We start from the raw sequence: 15,983 nt of genomic DNA, 5'->3' as shown, positions 1-15,983 counted from the left end.
CTCCGAAGATATCGATTGGCCCCAGTCTACTGCAATCCTGCCCCTGAGGCTTGAGGCGGATCATCCTGCCGCGATGTGACTGATTGGCGACAGGATGCAGCCGCTGGTCGCGCACTCAGCCCGGAGGCCAGTTCATCTGACGTTGACCCAGTACGTGCATATGAATGTGATAGACGGTCTGGCCGCCGAGTTCATTGCAGTTCATCACGACGCGAAAGCCGTCTTCGCAGCCCAGCTCTTTGGCCAGCCGCTGTGCGGTGAACAGAATGTGCCCGGCCAGGGCTTTATCTTCTTCAGCCAGATCATTGAGGGTGCGGATCGGTTTTTTCGGGATGACCAGAAAATGCACTGGCGCTTGCGGGGCGATGTCGTGGAAGGCCAGGACCTGATCATCTTCGTAGATGATCTTCGCCGGGATTTCCCGATTGATGATCTTGGTAAAGATTGTCTCCACAGCCATGAACTCCTTGAGGGTGGGTGGGCCTTGCCGCAGTGTACTGAGGCGTTATTGCTTCGTCAGTAATTCAGGCAGCGCTTTCTGTTGAGCAAACCGCTGATCCGGCGGGTCAGCCAGCGTGAGGCCAGCCGTGGCCCGAATGTGCGCAGCTTGTTACGCCAGCCGGGCACGATGATTGCGCAATTGCGCTCCAGCGCGCGCACGGTATACAGCGCCAACTCTTCCGGGGTCATCATCTTGCGGTCGTCGGCGCGAACCTGGGCGGTGCGCCAGAAGGCCGTACGGGTCGGGCTGGGACAGAGTACCGAGACCTTGACTCCGTTTTTGTGGCCCTCTTCGCGCAAGGCTTCGGAAAAATGCAGTACATACGCTTTGCTGGCAGCATAGGTGCTCATCCACGGGCCTGGCTGAAAACCTGCCATGGCGGCGATGTTGAGAATCTGCCCGCCGCCATGCAAGGCCATCAGATTACCCACGGTGTGGCACAGACGGGTCAGGGCAAGGATATTCAGGTCGATCAGGTCCTGTTCGGCGGCCCACTCCTGACCCAGAAACGGCCCACATGTGCCGATCCCGGCGCTGTTGACCAGCAGATCGATCTGATGAGGGCTGTCTTCGAGTTCCAGCAGGAATCCGGATAGACGCAATGGTTCGCCCAGATCGCAAGCCCGGAACAGGACTTCGATACCGAAACGCTGGGTGAGCTCCAGGGCGATGCTTTCCAGCAGGTCACGCCGACGGGCCACCAGAATCAGGTTGTGACCCCGGCGTGCCAGAGCCTCGGCCATGGCCAGGCCTATGCCGCTGGTGGCGCCAGTGATCAGGGCGTAACGGGTCATGCAGGTCTCCATCGAACATCGTGCGTCGGCTTGTCTGCGGCTTACAGGCTTTGTCTTGAGCTCTGCGGGCTGACTGATATCGACTGCGCAGAATGACTGGAGGTCACTTCCATATGCTCTTTGAGCGACTTGAACATCCCGGCCCCGGTGAACAGGACAACCACAAACAGCAAAGCAAGGGTTGCCAGCCACAGACCGGTGATCACTTTGACCGTGGTGCTGTTGGCGGGCGGCGGCGGGCCATAGGCGTTGACGCCCTTGCTGCCTGGCATCAGGCACATCACCAGCGGGAAGAAACTGCCGACGACAGGCACCAGATTAAGCAACATGCACCAGCCCGACCAGCCGATGTCATGCAGCCGCTGGACACCCATGGGAATCAATGCCGCTGCGATGCCGACACCGACCAGCAGCATCGCGACACTGCCGGCGCCATCAGAGGCGCTCATCATCAACCCGGCCAACAAAGACAGCGGGCTGGTGATCACCAGCACCAGCAGCGACCAGGCCAGATAACGCAGGCGGCCGATGCGCCCGCTCAGGCTGAAGACTTTGAGTTCAGCATAGGCCGACGGGGTATCGACCTGGGCTTTGGGTGGCGCATAGGGCGAGAGCGTATCGGCGTCGATCGCTGGGCGGGTTTGCGGAACCGGCTCAACCTTGTCCAGGCTCAGGCTGATATCGGGCTCGGGCTCTATACGTGCCTGGACGCCGGCCTCTTGCAGTGCCAGCAGATAACGCTCGGCATCCGCCAGCGCCAGTCCTTGCTTCAACGCAACGGGCTGGCCACTGAACAGGGAGGCGACGGCCGCCACCTCAGTCTTGAACAACTGAGCGAGATTGAGTTTCGCGGTTTCGAGCTGTACGCCCTCGCGCAATTGTCCGTCGAACACGATTCGGTAGTGGGGGGCGGCCATGCAAGGCTTCCTTATCGAATATCAAAAGATTGCGGTGACCAAACGATGGCACAGGTGGCGCTTGGTCTATGAGCTATATCGACGCTGGTCTAGAAAGGTTTGACGACCACCAGAATGACGATAGCCAACAGCAGCAATACAGGAATTTCATTGAACCAGCGGTAAAAAACATGGCTGCGGCCGTTTTCACCGCGGGCAAAGCGTTTGATCTGGGCACCACACACATGGTGATAGCCGACCAGCAGGAACACCAGGGTCAGTTTGGCATGCAGCCAGCCTTGGCTAAGCCAGCCGGGGTTGAGCCAGACCAGCCAGGCGCCGAGCAGCAGCGCGACGATCATTGCTGGCCCCATGATACCTCGGTACAGCTTGCGCTCCATGACAATGAAACGCTCGCGACTGGTGCTGTCTTCGCTCATGGCGTGGTAAACGAACAGGCGCGGCAGGTAAAACAGGCCGGCAAACCAGCAGACAATGGCGACAATGTGCAGCGCTTTGATCCATAAATAGAGCATGTTAGTGGTTCTCCAGGTTCACGGTGGCCGAATAGTAGGGGGCGTGTGGCCTTACGTCACGTTGTCAGTTGTCGCATGGGGTGAATCGCTGGCCCGCGTCAGCGCGACGATCGGGCATGCTCTGGGCGGGTCACTGCTGTTGCTATAGTTGACCTGTTTTCTAGGACAAGCGGATAATGTGCTCATTACGCATTACGACGGCTTTAGCCGGGAGAGATCTGACATGAGCGTGGAAAGCTTCACTCCAGTGGCCCTGGAATTCACCCCTGGTGCCGCGCACAAGGTGAAAACCCTGGTTGATGAGGAAGGCAATGATCGCCTGAAACTGCGGGTTTTCGTGACCGGCGGCGGCTGCTCGGGCTTCCAGTACGGCTTTACCTTCGATGAAGACGTTGCCGACGATGACACTATCGTCGAGCGTGAGGGCGTAAGCCTGGTGGTCGACCCCATGAGCTTCCAGTATCTGGCTGGCGCTGAAGTGGACTATCAGGAAGGCCTGGAAGGTTCGCGTTTCGTGATCAAGAACCCTAACGCCACGACAACCTGCGGCTGTGGTTCGTCTTTCTCGATCTGATCGCCCATAACAAAAAGCCGTGCTGATGCGCGGCTTTTTTGTGGGCGTTTGGTCAGGCCGGGTAAATCGCGCCCAGGACACGCAGCCCGCGGGCACCGGTCACCGTCGGCCGATTGGCCGGCACGCTTTCCAGACAGCAATGCGCCAGCCAGGCAAACGCCATGGCTTCGACCCAGTCTGGATCGACCCCGAATTGAGCGGTACTGCTGACCCGTGTATTGGGCAGCAGGCTGGCGAGTCGGTCCATCAGCGCCTGATTGTGCGCACCACCACCACACACCAACAGCTCGATGGTTCCCGACTGGGCGCCCTGTAGCGACTGGGTGATGCTGCGTGCTGTGAGCTCCAGCAGGGTAGCCTGGACATCGTGTGCGGGCAGTTCTGCAAAAGCCTGCAAATGCCGCTTCAGCCAGCCCAGGTTGAAGACTTCACGGCCCGTGCTTTTCGGGCCTTGAGTAAGGAAGAACGGATCGCTGAGCAGTGCCTGTAACAGTGGCTGATGGACTTCGCCACTCGCAGACCACTCGCCATTGCGGTCGTAAGGCAGATTGCGCTGAGCCTGAATCCAGGCATCAAGCAAGACATTACCCGGCCCGCAGTCAAAACCGGACACCGGACGATCGGACTCGATCAGGGTCAGGTTGGTAAAGCCGCCTACGTTAAGTACTGCACGACGATCCTTGTTATCGTCGAACAGCGCTTCGTGGAACGCCGGCACCAAGGGCGCGCCTTGGCCTCCGGCAGCGACATCGCGACGGCGGAAGTCGGTCACCACGGTGATTTCGGTGAGTTCGGCCAGCAAGGCCGCGTTGCCTATCTGGATGCTGAAGCCGCGCGCCGGCTCATGGCGAATGGTCTGGCCATGGCTGCCGATGGCACGAATCTGCCCGGCCACCAGTTTCTGCTCGTTCAACAGAGCCTGTACGCCTTGGGCTACCAGCCTTACCCACTTCTGTTCGACGATCGCTGCTCGTGCCAGCTCGTCATCGCCGGGGGAGCAAAGGCCGAGCAGTTCGGCGCGAAGATCCTCCGGCATGGGGATGTAATGCGTCGCCAATAGCTTGGGACGCTGATCCTGCTCAAGCAGAGCGATATCGATTCCGTCGAGGCTGGTGCCCGACATGACGCCGATATAGAAGTGGGCCATGGTTTACCTTTTGTTCAGCGCCAGTTTGCTGGCTTTATCCTGATCCATACGCGCCATTAGCGGCTGACTCATCTGCAGGAAACGCTGCTTTTCGGCCTTGGCGATAGGTTCTGCCATTGGCAGTTTCTGACCCAGCGGATCGACGTGTACGCCGTTGACCTGAAACTCGTAGTGCAGGTGCGGGCCGGTCGACAGGCCGGTGGTTCCAATATAGCCGATGACCTGGCCTTGCTTGACGCTGCCGCCGGTCTGGACGCCTTTGGCAAAGCCCTGCATGTGACCGTACAGGGTGCGGTAGGTGTCACCATGCTGAATGATCACGGTATTGCCGTAGCCACCACGACGCCCTGCAAGCAACACTTTGCCGTCGCCGGTAGCTTTGATCGGAGTGCCCCGAGGTGCGGCGTAGTCAACACCCTTGTGGGCACGGATCTTGTTCAGGATCGGGTGCTTGCGGCCAGCCGAGAACACCGAGCTGATGCGCGCGAAATCAACCGGCGTGCGGATGAAGGCCTTGCGCATGCTGTTGCCTTCGGCGGTGTAGTAGTTCGCGTTACCTTGTTTGTTGACGTAGCGCACTGCGGTGTAGGTCTTGCCCCGGTTGGTGAACCGGGCGGCGAGAATGTTGCCGTTACCGATGCTCTTGCCGTTGATGACCTTCTGCTCGTAGACCACATCGAACTCGTCGCCTTTGCGCAGATCCTGGGCGAAGTCGATGTCGTAGCCGAAGACTTCGGCCATTTCCATGGTCATGGCGTGGGACAGGCCGGCACGTTGCGCCGATTGCGAAAGCGAGCTGTTGATCACGCCGTGGGCATAGGCGTTACGCACATCCGGCTTGCTGACTTCACGATCGAACGTATAGCCGTTGGCGCTTTTGGACAGGCTGATGGATTCCAGTTCGCTGAGCTTGCTGTGCAGCTTGTTGAGCTGACCGTCCGCAGACAGTTCGAATTGCAGGATCTGACCGTTTTGCAGTTTGCTGAATTGCTTGGCCTGTTTGTCGCTGGCCAGCAGTTCGTGGACCGCAGTGGCCGGCAACCCGACCTTCTCGAACAGGGTCGACAGGGTATCGCCCTTGGCTACGACCACTTCACGGTGATTGGGATCTTTCAGGGCCGGAGCGGTTGCCAGCTGGCCTTGCTCGGACTGGCCTTCCGGAATGACGGTTGCTGTTTCGTTTTCGCTGTCAGCCGATTCGATCTGGGCGAATGGTGAATCTGCGCCCTGAGGTGTGGCTTCGGCGCTGTTTGTAGCGTCTTCATGCTGTGCATGCTGTTCGGCAGGCATTTCCAGATCAAGACTGAGATTGGTGCGTTTTGCTTCGACTTCGCTGGATGGAAAAACCAGCAGCGCCAGGCTGAGGAGGGCTGCGATACCGCTTGCAGCCAGTAGGTGGCTCTTCGGGTAAAGCGGCGGCGCTTTAGGCGGAGTGTCGTTCATGGGCTATTTGACTTTGAAAAAGGTGAAATGGAAAAGATGAATGACATGATGAAGATGAAATAACTGTATAAAATATAACCAAATCCGGCGCGAAGCAACCCTGACCGAGAGACGGTCGGGTGGAGCGCCCGTGTGCCGGGCAAAAACTTGTAATTGGGCGCTGATCTTGTAAGGTTGGTTCCCTTCTGAATTGGGGGTGATATGAAATCGGTTGAAGAGCAGTTGGCGCTGATCAAGCGCGGCGCGGATGAGCTTCTGGTCGAGGCGGAGCTGGTAGAAAAGCTCAAGCGTGGCCAGCCACTGCGGATCAAGGCCGGTTTCGACCCTACTGCCCCGGATCTGCATCTGGGGCATACGGTGCTTATTAATAAGCTGCGTCAGTTCCAGGACCTGGGGCATCAGGTGATCTTCCTGATCGGTGACTTCACCGGCATGATCGGTGATCCGAGTGGCAAGAGTGCGACCCGTCCACCGCTGACTCGTGAGCAGGTGCTGGATTACGCCGAGACCTATAAGGCGCAGGTATTCAAGATCCTCGATCCGGCCAAGACTGAAGTGGCCTTCAACTCCACCTGGATGGATAAGCTCAGCCCGGCTGATTTCATTCGTCTTGCGTCGAACTACACCGTTGCGCGGATGCTTGAGCGCGATGACTTCGACAAGCGCTATACCGGCAACCAGCCGATCGCCATTCATGAGTTTCTGTATCCGCTGGTTCAAGGCTATGACTCGGTTGCCCTGCGCGCTGACGTCGAGCTGGGCGGTACCGATCAGAAATTCAACCTGTTGATGGGGCGTGAGCTGCAGCGTTCCTATGGTCAGGAGGCTCAGTGCATTCTGACCATGCCGTTGCTCGAAGGTCTGGATGGCGTGAAGAAGATGTCCAAATCCTTGGGTAACTATGTAGGGATCCAGGAGGCGCCGGGCGTCATCTATAACAAGCTTGTGTCTATTCCGGATGCGCTGATGTGGCGCTACTTCGAGCTGCTGAGCTTCCGTTCGATGGAAGAGATCAATGCGTTCAAGGCTGAAGTCGAGGCGGGCGCCAACCCGCGTGACATCAAGATCAAGCTGGCTGAAGAGATTGTTGCGCGGTTCCATGGCGAGGAAGCTGCCGCCACTGCGCATCGTTCTGCAGGCAACCGCATGAAAGATGGCGAGCTGCCTGAAGATTTGCCAGAGGTCATCGTTACTTCCAATGAGGATCTGCCGATTTCTGCCGTCCTTAATAAAGCAGGGCTGGTGAAGAATGCTGCCGGTGCACGTGATCTGCTGGCGGCCGGCAGCGTGAAGGTCGATGGTGAGGTGGTTGATCGCGGCTTTATATTCAAGCTTGGTGCTACTCATGTTTGCCAAGCGGGCAAGAAGGCTTTTGCGCGTATTTCCCTGAATCGCGAATGATTTTGAAATAAGTGTTGACGGGGTTTCAGATGTCCTTATAATGCGCACCACTTCCAACGCGGAATGAACGAGAAACTCCTTGGTAATCAACGAGTTAGAAGTTCAGAAAGGGTTGGAGGCGGTGCGAGCCTCCTGGCTCCGGCGGTGAAAAAGGCAGTTGACAGCAACTTAGGATGCTGTAAGATTCGCCTCCCGCTGACGAGTTAGTCGAAAGATGCTCGGCACGCTGTTCGGTTCTAGCGTTTCGAAGTTTTGAATGAGTTTGAAACTTCTGAAAATAAATGCTTGACAGAGCAAGAGGTTAGCGTAGAATGCGCGCCTCGGTTGAAGCGAAAGGCTCAACCAACCGCTCTTTAACAATTGAATCAAGCAATTCGTGTGGGTGCTTGCGCTGTCAGACTGAGAGTCAACAGATTATCAGCAACGTAAGTGGCCATGCGAGAAATCACATAGTCATTTGAGATTGCTGAGCCAAGTTTAGGGTTTTCTCAAAACCCAAGCAGTATTGAACTGAAGAGTTTGATCATGGCTCAGATTGAACGCTGGCGGCAGGCCTAACACATGCAAGTCGAGCGGTAGAGAGAAGCTTGCTTCTCTTGAGAGCGGCGGACGGGTGAGTAATGCCTAGGAATCTGCCTGATAGTGGGGGATAACGTCCGGAAACGGACGCTAATACCGCATACGTCCTACGGGAGAAAGTGGGGGCTCTTCGGACCTCACGCTATCAGATGAGCCTAGGTCGGATTAGCTAGTTGGTGGGGTAAAGGCTCACCAAGGCGACGATCCGTAACTGGTCTGAGAGGATGATCAGTCACACTGGAACTGAGACACGGTCCAGACTCCTACGGGAGGCAGCAGTGGGGAATATTGGACAATGGGCGAAAGCCTGATCCAGCCATGCCGCGTGTGTGAAGAAGGTCTTCGGATTGTAAAGCACTTTAAGTTGGGAGGAAGGGTCGTTACCTAATACGTGACGATTTTGACGTTACCGACAGAATAAGCACCGGCTAACTCTGTGCCAGCAGCCGCGGTAATACAGAGGGTGCAAGCGTTAATCGGAATTACTGGGCGTAAAGCGCGCGTAGGTGGTTTGTTAAGTTGGATGTGAAATCCCCGGGCTCAACCTGGGAACTGCATCCAAAACTGGCAAGCTAGAGTAGGGCAGAGGGTGGTGGAATTTCCTGTGTAGCGGTGAAATGCGTAGATATAGGAAGGAACACCAGTGGCGAAGGCGACCACCTGGGCTCATACTGACACTGAGGTGCGAAAGCGTGGGGAGCAAACAGGATTAGATACCCTGGTAGTCCACGCCGTAAACGATGTCAACTAGCCGTTGGAATCCTTGAGATTTTAGTGGCGCAGCTAACGCATTAAGTTGACCGCCTGGGGAGTACGGCCGCAAGGTTAAAACTCAAATGAATTGACGGGGGCCCGCACAAGCGGTGGAGCATGTGGTTTAATTCGAAGCAACGCGAAGAACCTTACCAGGCCTTGACATCCAATGAACTTTCCAGAGATGGATTGGTGCCTTCGGGAACATTGAGACAGGTGCTGCATGGCTGTCGTCAGCTCGTGTCGTGAGATGTTGGGTTAAGTCCCGTAACGAGCGCAACCCTTGTCCTTAGTTACCAGCACGTTATGGTGGGCACTCTAAGGAGACTGCCGGTGACAAACCGGAGGAAGGTGGGGATGACGTCAAGTCATCATGGCCCTTACGGCCTGGGCTACACACGTGCTACAATGGTCGGTACAGAGGGTTGCCAAACCGCGAGGTGGAGCTAATCTCACAAAACCGATCGTAGTCCGGATCGCAGTCTGCAACTCGACTGCGTGAAGTCGGAATCGCTAGTAATCGCGAATCAGAATGTCGCGGTGAATACGTTCCCGGGCCTTGTACACACCGCCCGTCACACCATGGGAGTGGGTTGCACCAGAAGTAGCTAGTCTAACCTTCGGGAGGACGGTTACCACGGTGTGATTCATGACTGGGGTGAAGTCGTAACAAGGTAGCCGTAGGGGAACCTGCGGCTGGATCACCTCCTTAATCGACGACCCAGCTGCGTCGTAAGTTCCCACACGAATTGCTTGATTCATTGAAGAAGACGATAGAAGTAGCTCCAAGCTTTAAGCTGCAAGCTTCAGGCTTGATTGTTGTAGGCATCAAGATCTAGGTCTGTAGCTCAGTTGGTTAGAGCGCACCCCTGATAAGGGTGAGGTCGGCAGTTCAAATCTGCCCAGACCTACCAGTTCCCTGGGGCCATAGCTCAGCTGGGAGAGCGCCTGCCTTGCACGCAGGAGGTCAGCGGTTCGATCCCGCTTGGCTCCACCATTAACTGCTTCCTTGGTTAGAAAATAGAAATGAATATTCGCGGTGCGAATGTTGATTTCTGGTTTTTACCAGATCGTTCTTTAAAAATTCGGATATGTGAAACATTTTAGACTGTGCACCACTTTCACTGGTGGGGTGCAGGCTAAGGCAAAGAAAGTTTGTTGAATCAAGCTTTCGGCGAATGTCGTCTTCACAGTATAACCAGATAGCTTGGGGTTATATGGTCAAGTGAAGAAGCGCATACGGTGGATGCCTTGGCAGTCAGAGGCGATGAAAGACGTGGTAGCCTGCGATAAGCTTCGGGGAGTCGGCAAACAGACTTTGATCCGGAGATCTCTGAATGGGGGAACCCACTCAGCACAAGCTGAGTATCTTGCACTGAATACATAGGTGCAAGAGGCGAACCAGGGGAACTGAAACATCTAAGTACCCTGAGGAATAGAAATCAACCGAGATTCCCTTAGTAGTGGCGAGCGAACGGGGACCAGCCCTTAAGTGGCTTGGAGATTAGCGGAACGCTCTGGAAAGTGCGGCCATAGTGGGTGATAGCCCTGTACGCGAAAATCTCCTTGTCATGAAATCGAGTAGGACGGGGCACGAGAAACCTTGTCTGAATATGGGGGGACCATCCTCCAAGGCTAAATACTACTGACTGACCGATAGTGAACCAGTACCGTGAGGGAAAGGCGAAAAGAACCGCGGAGAGCGGAGTGAAATAGAACCTGAAACCGTATGCGTACAAGCAGTGGGAGCCTACTTGTTAGGTGACTGCGTACCTTTTGTATAATGGGTCAGCGACTTATATTCAGTGGCAAGCTTAACCGTATAGGGGAGGCGTAGCGAAAGCGAGTCTTAATAGGGCGTTTAGTCGCTGGGTATAGACCCGAAACCGGGCGATCTATCCATGGGCAGGTTGAAGGTTAGGTAACACTGACTGGAGGACCGAACCGACTACCGTTGAAAAGTTAGCGGATGACCTGTGGATCGGAGTGAAAGGCTAATCAAGCTCGGAGATAGCTGGTTCTCCTCGAAAGCTATTTAGGTAGCGCCTCATGTATCACTGTAGGGGGTAGAGCACTGTTTCGGCTAGGGGGTCATCCCGACTTACCAAACCGATGCAAACTCCGAATACCTACAAGTGCCGAGCATGGGAGACACACGGCGGGTGCTAACGTCCGTCGTGAAAAGGGAAACAACCCAGACCGTCAGCTAAGGTCCCAAAGTCATGGTTAAGTGGGAAACGATGTGGGAAGGCTTAGACAGCTAGGAGGTTGGCTTAGAAGCAGCCACCCTTTAAAGAAAGCGTAATAGCTCACTAGTCGAGTCGGCCTGCGCGGAAGATGTAACGGGGCTCAAACCATGCACCGAAGCTACGGGTATCACCTTTTGGTGATGCGGTAGAGGAGCGTTCTGTAAGCCTGTGAAGGTGAGTTGAGAAGCTTGCTGGAGGTATCAGAAGTGCGAATGCTGACATGAGTAACGACAATGGGAGTGAAAAACTCCCACGCCGAAAGACCAAGGTTTCCTGCGCAACGTTAATCGACGCAGGGTTAGTCGGTCCCTAAGGCGAGGCTGAAAAGCGTAGTCGATGGAAAACAGGTTAATATTCCTGTACTTCCGGTTATTGCGATGGAGGGACGGAGAAGGCTAGGCCAGCCTGGCGTTGGTTGTCCAGGTTTAAGGTGGTAGGCTGGGATCTTAGGCAAATCCGGGATCCCAAGGCCGAGAGCTGATGACGAGTGTTCTTTAGAACATGAAGTGGTTGATGCCATGCTTCCAGGAAAAGCTCCTAAGCTTCAGATAATCGGGAACCGTACCCCAAACCGACACAGGTGGTTAGGTAGAGAATACCAAGGCGCTTGAGAGAACTCGGGTGAAGGAACTAGGCAAAATGGCACCGTAACTTCGGGAGAAGGTGCGCCGGTGAGGGTGAAGGACTTGCTCCGTAAGCCCATGCCGGTCGAAGATACCAGGCCGCTGCGACTGTTTATTAAAAACACAGCACTCTGCAAACACGAAAGTGGACGTATAGGGTGTGACGCCTGCCCGGTGCCGGAAGGTTAATTGATGGGGTTAGCGCAAGCGAAGCTCTTGATCGAAGCCCCGGTAAACGGCGGCCGTAACTATAACGGTCCTAAGGTAGCGAAATTCCTTGTCGGGTAAGTTCCGACCTGCACGAATGGCGTAACGATGGCGGCGCTGTCTCCACCCGAGACTCAGTGAAATTGAAATCGCTGTGAAGATGCAGTGTATCCGCGGCTAGACGGAAAGACCCCGTGAACCTTTACTATAGCTTTGCACTGGACTTTGAATTTGCTTGTGTAGGATAGGTGGGAGGCTATGAAGCGTGGACGCCAGTCTGCGTGGAGCCATCCTTGAAATACCACCCTGGCAACTTTGAGGTTCTAACTCAGGTCCGTTATCCGGATCGAGGACAGTGTATGGTGGGTAGTTTGACTGGGGCGGTCTCCTCCCAAAGAGTAACGGAGGAGTACGAAGGTGCGCTCAGACCGGTCGGAAATCGGTCGTAGAGTATAAAGGCAAAAGCGCGCTTGACTGCGAGACCCACACGTCGAGCAGGTACGAAAGTAGGTCTTAGTGATCCGGTGGTTCTGTATGGAAGGGCCATCGCTCAACGGATAAAAGGTACTCCGGGGATAACAGGCTGATACCGCCCAAGAGTTCATATCGACGGCGGTGTTTGGCACCTCGATGTCGGCTCATCACATCCTGGGGCTGAAGCCGGTCCCAAGGGTATGGCTGTTCGCCATTTAAAGTGGTACGCGAGCTGGGTTTAGAACGTCGTGAGACAGTTCGGTCCCTATCTGCCGTGGACGTTTGAGATTTGAGAGGGGCTGCTCCTAGTACGAGAGGACCGGAGTGGACGAACCTCTGGTGTTCCGGTTGTCACGCCAGTGGCATTGCCGGGTAGCTATGTTCGGAAAAGATAACCGCTGAAAGCATCTAAGCGGGAAACTTGCCTCAAGATGAGATCTCACTGGGATCTTGAATCCCCTAAAGGGCCGTCGAAGACTACGACGTTGATAGGTGGGGTGTGTAAGCGCTGTGAGGCGTTGAGCTAACCCATACTAATTGCCCGTGAGGCTTGACCATATAACACCCAAGCCATCTGCACAGCAGTGGCGGTGTGTGAAGACGATACAGCCGAAAGCTGATCAGCAAACGCCGAAAAATGTTCACATAACCGAATTTGCCAGCGTGTGAAAACGCACTGGCTACCGAATTTCTTGACGACCATAGAGTGTTGGAACCACCTGATCCCATCCCGAACTCAGTAGTGAAACGATACATCGCCGATGGTAGTGTGGGGCTTCCCCATGTGAGAGTAGGTCATCGTCAAGATTCAAACACAGAACCCCTGATCGCTCTGCGATCGGGGGTTTTGCTTTGCGTGCGGAAAAGTTCAGCCGTTGATGCTTATCTCATGTACCTATGCACCCGTGGTCTGCATGGCTATTATGCGTGCCTCTTTAAAAGGCGTTAATTTCATGCTCACGTTGCTAAGACTTCTTGCCGATGGCGCGTTTCACTCCGGTCAGGTCCTGGGTGATGAGTTGGGGATCAGTCGTAGCGCTGTCTGGAAGCAGTTACAGCAGTTGCAGGCGGAGCTTGGGGTTGAGCTGCACAAAGTTCGTGGCCGCGGCTACAGGCTCGCCAGTGCGCTTTCGCTGCATGATGAGCAGGCGATCAAGAATTCGGGGCTGCCCCAAGGCTGGTCTGTAATTGTCCATGAGAGCCTTGACTCTACAAATGCCGAGGCTGCTCGACTGATTGCTCTGGGCGCTACCATGCCAGCCGTAGTGGTGGCGGAGCGGCAGACTGCAGGTCGGGGGCGACGAGGTCGCAAATGGGTTAGCCCCTTTGCCGAAAACCTGTATTTCAGCCTGTTGCTCCGGATTGAAGGCGGTATGCGCCAGATTGAGGGGCTGAGCTTGATGGTGGGCCTGGCTGTCGTCGAGGTTCTACGGGAATTTGGCGTTAAAGAGGCCGGTCTCAAGTGGCCAAATGATGTGCTGTCGGGGCGCCGCAAGCTGGCGGGGATCCTGCTGGAGCTGATGGGGGATCCGGCTGATGTGTGTCACGTGGTGATAGGTATTGGTATCAACGTGAATATGCAGGCTTGCTCGGAGGTGGATCAGTCCTGGACTTCTGTGCGCCTGGAGGCTGGAGCGTTGTGCGATCGTAATCATCTGGCTGCTCGCCTGGCCGGCCGGCTGCAGGAGCTCTTGCAGCGGCACCAGCAGGAAGGCTTTTCAGTGTTTCAGGCTGAGTGGGAGCGTAATCACCTGTGGCAAGGTCGTGAAGTGACGCTCTTGTCGGGGGCGGACAGAACGGAGGGCGTCGTTCTTGGTATCGATGAGCTTGGCGCGTTGCGACTGGATGTCGGTGGTATAGAAAAAAGCTTTAGTGGCGGTGAGCTCAGCCTGAGGTTGCGCGATGATTCTTGAACTCGATTGTGGCAATAGCTTTATCAAGTGGCGCGTCACAGAGAAGGGCGATGACTCGATCAGGGCTGGTGGTGTCGTGGATTCCGACAGTGCGCTGGTGGAACAGTTGGGGCTCTTGCCGGGGCTGGAACTTGCTCACTGCCGCCTGGTGAGTGTGCGCACCCCGGACGAGACCCACAAGCTGATGGAGATGCTGCGCAGTTGTTACGGTATGAGGCCGGTGTGTGTCGAGCCTGCCCGGACTCTGGCGGGGGTATCGAATGGTTATGATGAGTATGAGCGCCTGGGGCTTGATCGCTGGTTGGCCTTGGTGGCGGGCTACCATTTAGCCCGCAGAGCGTGTCTGGTCATCGATCTTGGCACTGCTGTCACTTCTGATTTCGTCGATTTGACAGGTTTGCATCTGGGGGGCTTCATTTGCCCTGGTATCCCGCTGATGCGCAACCAGCTGCGCACTCACACCAGGCGTATTCGTTATGATGATGCGGCCGCTGAAAGAGCGCTTGTCGGTTTGGGGCCGGGGCACTCTACCGCAGAGGCTGTCGAGCGCGGTTGCTCTCTAATGCTGCGCGGTTTTGTTCAGGCTCAGTTGGAGATGGCGAGGTCATACTGGGGTGAGCATTTCGATGTGTTTATCACTGGCGGCGACGCGGGGTTGGTCGAGGATGTGATTCCTGGCGCTCGAGTTGTTCCTGATCTGGTTTTCATCGGCCTTGCCCTGGCCTGTCCACTTCGCTGAGGTTTTCATGCGTTGGCTTTTTCTTTTGCTCTTGATGCTGAACGTCTTCTACTACCTCTGGCATCAGCAGGAAGCTCCCCTGCGTGCCAAGGAAGTGATTCCGCTATCGCTTAACCGTTCTGCTCAGCAGGATATCCGGCTGCTCAGTGAGTCGGGTGTAGGGGAGGGGCGTGAGAGCAGGCCTGAATGCCAATACCTGGGTGGGTTTGCCAAGGCTGACGATGTGAAAGCGGTAGAGCAGCGTCTGAAGAGTCTCGATATTCGTACGCAGTATCATGTGCAGCAAGTGGCGGGCGCCAATCGTTATTGGCTTGCCGTCATGCCTGAGAGTCGTCGGCTGGTCGGTGAAGAGTTGGTGGCTCAACTCACTCAGGATTTTCCGCAGTTAAAAAATCGGATTATTTTATGTGAAGGGGTTGCAGACCTTAATTAGTTTGCATAGAATGGCGCCCGCTCCACAGCGAGGCTGAAGGCCAAGTTAAGGAGCAAGATTGATCAACTCACGTAACTCCAAGATTTAATTGAAGAAAGTGGTTGACAAGAGGGTGGCAGAGGTTGATAATGCCGCCCAGCTCAGGAGGGGTTCCCGAGCGGCCAAAGGGATCAGACTGTAAATCTGACGTCTACGACTTCGAAGGTTCGAATCCTTCCCCCTCCACCATATTTAGCAAGAATTGCAAGTTCTGCGGGTATAGTTTAGTGGTAGAACCTCAGCCTTCCAAGCTGATGATGCGGGTTCGATTCCCGCTACCCGCTCCAGATTTTGCAGTTTGTGCGTAAGGTTTCGCTCTTGTAGCTCAGTTGGTAGAGCACACCCTTGGTAAGGGTGAGGTCAGCGGTTCAAATCCGCTCAAGAGCTCCATTATCAAAGGCAGATATGCAAATATCTGCCTTTGTTTTAAGCCGGTGTGTCGGTCTCGGCCTTCGCTTGAATTCTTTTCATGGCTCATTGGTATCTTCTGCTTTTGGGTGAATGAAAAGAGGTGTTGATAAAATCTAGTCGGGTCAGCATAATGGTCGGCCTGATTTTGTTTTTAGGTCAGTAGCTCAATTGGCAGAGCGACGGTCTCCAAAACCGTAGGTTGGGGGTTCGATTCCCTCCTGACCTGCCAGATTCTTTCGATATCTGGCTTTCTTTTCACAGGATCTCCGT

General features: G+C 55.3%; 10 protein-coding genes, 6 tRNA genes, 3 rRNA genes and 2 pseudogenes. 14 read left to right on the top strand and 7 right to left on the bottom strand.

Annotation, left to right across the window (positions count from 1 at the left end):
• Positions 1–115: 115 nt before the first annotated feature.
• The 4 genes from NJC40_RS03655 to hemJ form a co-directional block, all read right to left on the bottom strand.
• The gene (locus NJC40_RS03655; protein WP_290447337.1) at positions 116–460 is read right to left on the bottom strand and encodes a histidine triad nucleotide-binding protein; all 345 of its coding nucleotides are present in this window, start codon (positions 458–460) and stop codon (positions 116–118) included.
• A gap of 56 nt (positions 461–516) precedes the next feature.
• A complete protein-coding gene (locus tag NJC40_RS03650; RefSeq protein WP_045484204.1) occupies positions 517–1,296 on the bottom strand; it encodes an SDR family NAD(P)-dependent oxidoreductase in 780 nt (259 codons plus the stop codon).
• A gap of 41 nt (positions 1,297–1,337) precedes the next feature.
• On the bottom strand, positions 1,338–2,213 hold the full coding sequence (locus NJC40_RS03645; RefSeq protein ID WP_253143018.1) for a DUF805 domain-containing protein: 876 nt from the start codon (positions 2,211–2,213) through the stop codon (positions 1,338–1,340).
• A gap of 89 nt (positions 2,214–2,302) precedes the next feature.
• Positions 2,303–2,728 carry a protoporphyrinogen oxidase HemJ gene (gene hemJ / locus NJC40_RS03640; RefSeq protein WP_253143019.1) on the bottom strand — a complete coding sequence of 142 codons (426 nt, stop codon included), beginning with the start codon at positions 2,726–2,728 and terminating at the stop codon, positions 2,303–2,305.
• A gap of 223 nt (positions 2,729–2,951) precedes the next feature.
• On the opposite strand from hemJ, the gene erpA reads away from it, so the two are divergent.
• Complete coding sequence (gene erpA, locus NJC40_RS03635) at positions 2,952–3,302, top strand: iron-sulfur cluster insertion protein ErpA (protein ID WP_045484197.1); 351 nt, start codon at positions 2,952–2,954, stop codon at positions 3,300–3,302.
• Between the two features lie 52 nt (positions 3,303–3,354).
• Here erpA and NJC40_RS03630 read toward each other — a convergent pair whose 3' ends face one another.
• The 3 genes and pseudogenes from NJC40_RS03630 to NJC40_RS03620 form a co-directional block, all read right to left on the bottom strand.
• Positions 3,355–4,449: an anhydro-N-acetylmuramic acid kinase gene (locus NJC40_RS03630; RefSeq protein WP_253116943.1), complete on the bottom strand. Its 1,095-nt coding sequence runs from the start codon at positions 4,447–4,449 to the stop codon at positions 3,355–3,357.
• A 3-nt stretch (positions 4,450–4,452) separates the two neighbouring features.
• Positions 4,453–5,568: pseudogene (locus NJC40_RS03625) on the bottom strand (peptidoglycan DD-metalloendopeptidase family protein); the annotation flags it as partial.
• Between the two features lie 68 nt (positions 5,569–5,636).
• A pseudogene (locus NJC40_RS03620) lies at positions 5,637–5,892 on the bottom strand (peptidase M23); the annotation flags it as partial.
• Positions 5,893–6,093: 201 nt separating this feature from the next.
• Here NJC40_RS03620 and tyrS point away from each other — a divergent pair.
• The 13 genes from tyrS to NJC40_RS03555 all read left to right on the top strand — a co-directional run bounded on the left by tyrS (position 6,094) and on the right by NJC40_RS03555 (position 15,942).
• On the top strand, positions 6,094–7,293 hold the full coding sequence (tyrS, locus tag NJC40_RS03615; protein ID WP_045484193.1) for a tyrosine--tRNA ligase: 1,200 nt from the start codon (positions 6,094–6,096) through the stop codon (positions 7,291–7,293).
• Between the two features lie 507 nt (positions 7,294–7,800).
• Positions 7,801–9,337 (top strand): 16S ribosomal RNA (locus NJC40_RS03610).
• 125 nt (positions 9,338–9,462) lie between these two features.
• A tRNA-Ile gene (locus NJC40_RS03605) sits at positions 9,463–9,539 on the top strand.
• Between the two features lie 7 nt (positions 9,540–9,546).
• Positions 9,547–9,622 (top strand) — tRNA-Ala (locus tag NJC40_RS03600).
• A gap of 222 nt (positions 9,623–9,844) precedes the next feature.
• Positions 9,845–12,736: ribosomal RNA gene (locus tag NJC40_RS03595) — 23S ribosomal RNA — on the top strand.
• Between the two features lie 133 nt (positions 12,737–12,869).
• A 5S ribosomal RNA gene (gene rrf / locus NJC40_RS03590) occupies positions 12,870–12,985 on the top strand.
• The 16S, 23S and 5S rRNA genes sit together here with 2 tRNA genes alongside, the layout of an rRNA operon.
• 146 nt (positions 12,986–13,131) lie before the next feature.
• Complete coding sequence (gene birA, locus NJC40_RS03585) at positions 13,132–14,091, top strand: bifunctional biotin--[acetyl-CoA-carboxylase] ligase/biotin operon repressor BirA (RefSeq protein WP_253141542.1); 960 nt, start codon at positions 13,132–13,134, stop codon at positions 14,089–14,091.
• The gene (locus NJC40_RS03580; protein WP_253141544.1) at positions 14,081–14,830 is read left to right on the top strand and encodes a pantothenate kinase; all 750 of its coding nucleotides are present in this window, start codon (positions 14,081–14,083) and stop codon (positions 14,828–14,830) included. The genes birA and NJC40_RS03580 overlap by 11 nt, the downstream gene beginning before the upstream one ends.
• A 7-nt stretch (positions 14,831–14,837) precedes the next feature.
• The gene (locus tag NJC40_RS03575; protein WP_045484185.1) at positions 14,838–15,263 is read left to right on the top strand and encodes a hypothetical protein; all 426 of its coding nucleotides are present in this window, start codon (positions 14,838–14,840) and stop codon (positions 15,261–15,263) included.
• A 143-nt stretch (positions 15,264–15,406) separates the two neighbouring features.
• Positions 15,407–15,491, top strand: a tRNA-Tyr gene (locus tag NJC40_RS03570).
• Positions 15,492–15,515: 24 nt separating this feature from the next.
• Positions 15,516–15,589, top strand: a tRNA-Gly gene (locus NJC40_RS03565).
• Positions 15,590–15,616: 27 nt separating this feature from the next.
• Positions 15,617–15,692: transfer RNA gene (locus NJC40_RS03560), tRNA-Thr, on the top strand.
• A 174-nt stretch (positions 15,693–15,866) separates the two neighbouring features.
• Positions 15,867–15,942, top strand: a tRNA-Trp gene (locus tag NJC40_RS03555).
• Positions 15,943–15,983 lie beyond the last annotated feature (41 nt).

Origin of the sequence: Pseudomonas sp. 21LCFQ02 (genome assembly GCF_024129895.2) — a bacterium.
In the GTDB taxonomy this organism is placed as follows: Bacteria; Pseudomonadota; Gammaproteobacteria; order Pseudomonadales; family Pseudomonadaceae; genus Aquipseudomonas.
The sequence above is the reverse complement of the archived record's forward strand: the minus strand, read 5'-3'. Positions and strand labels throughout refer to the sequence as shown.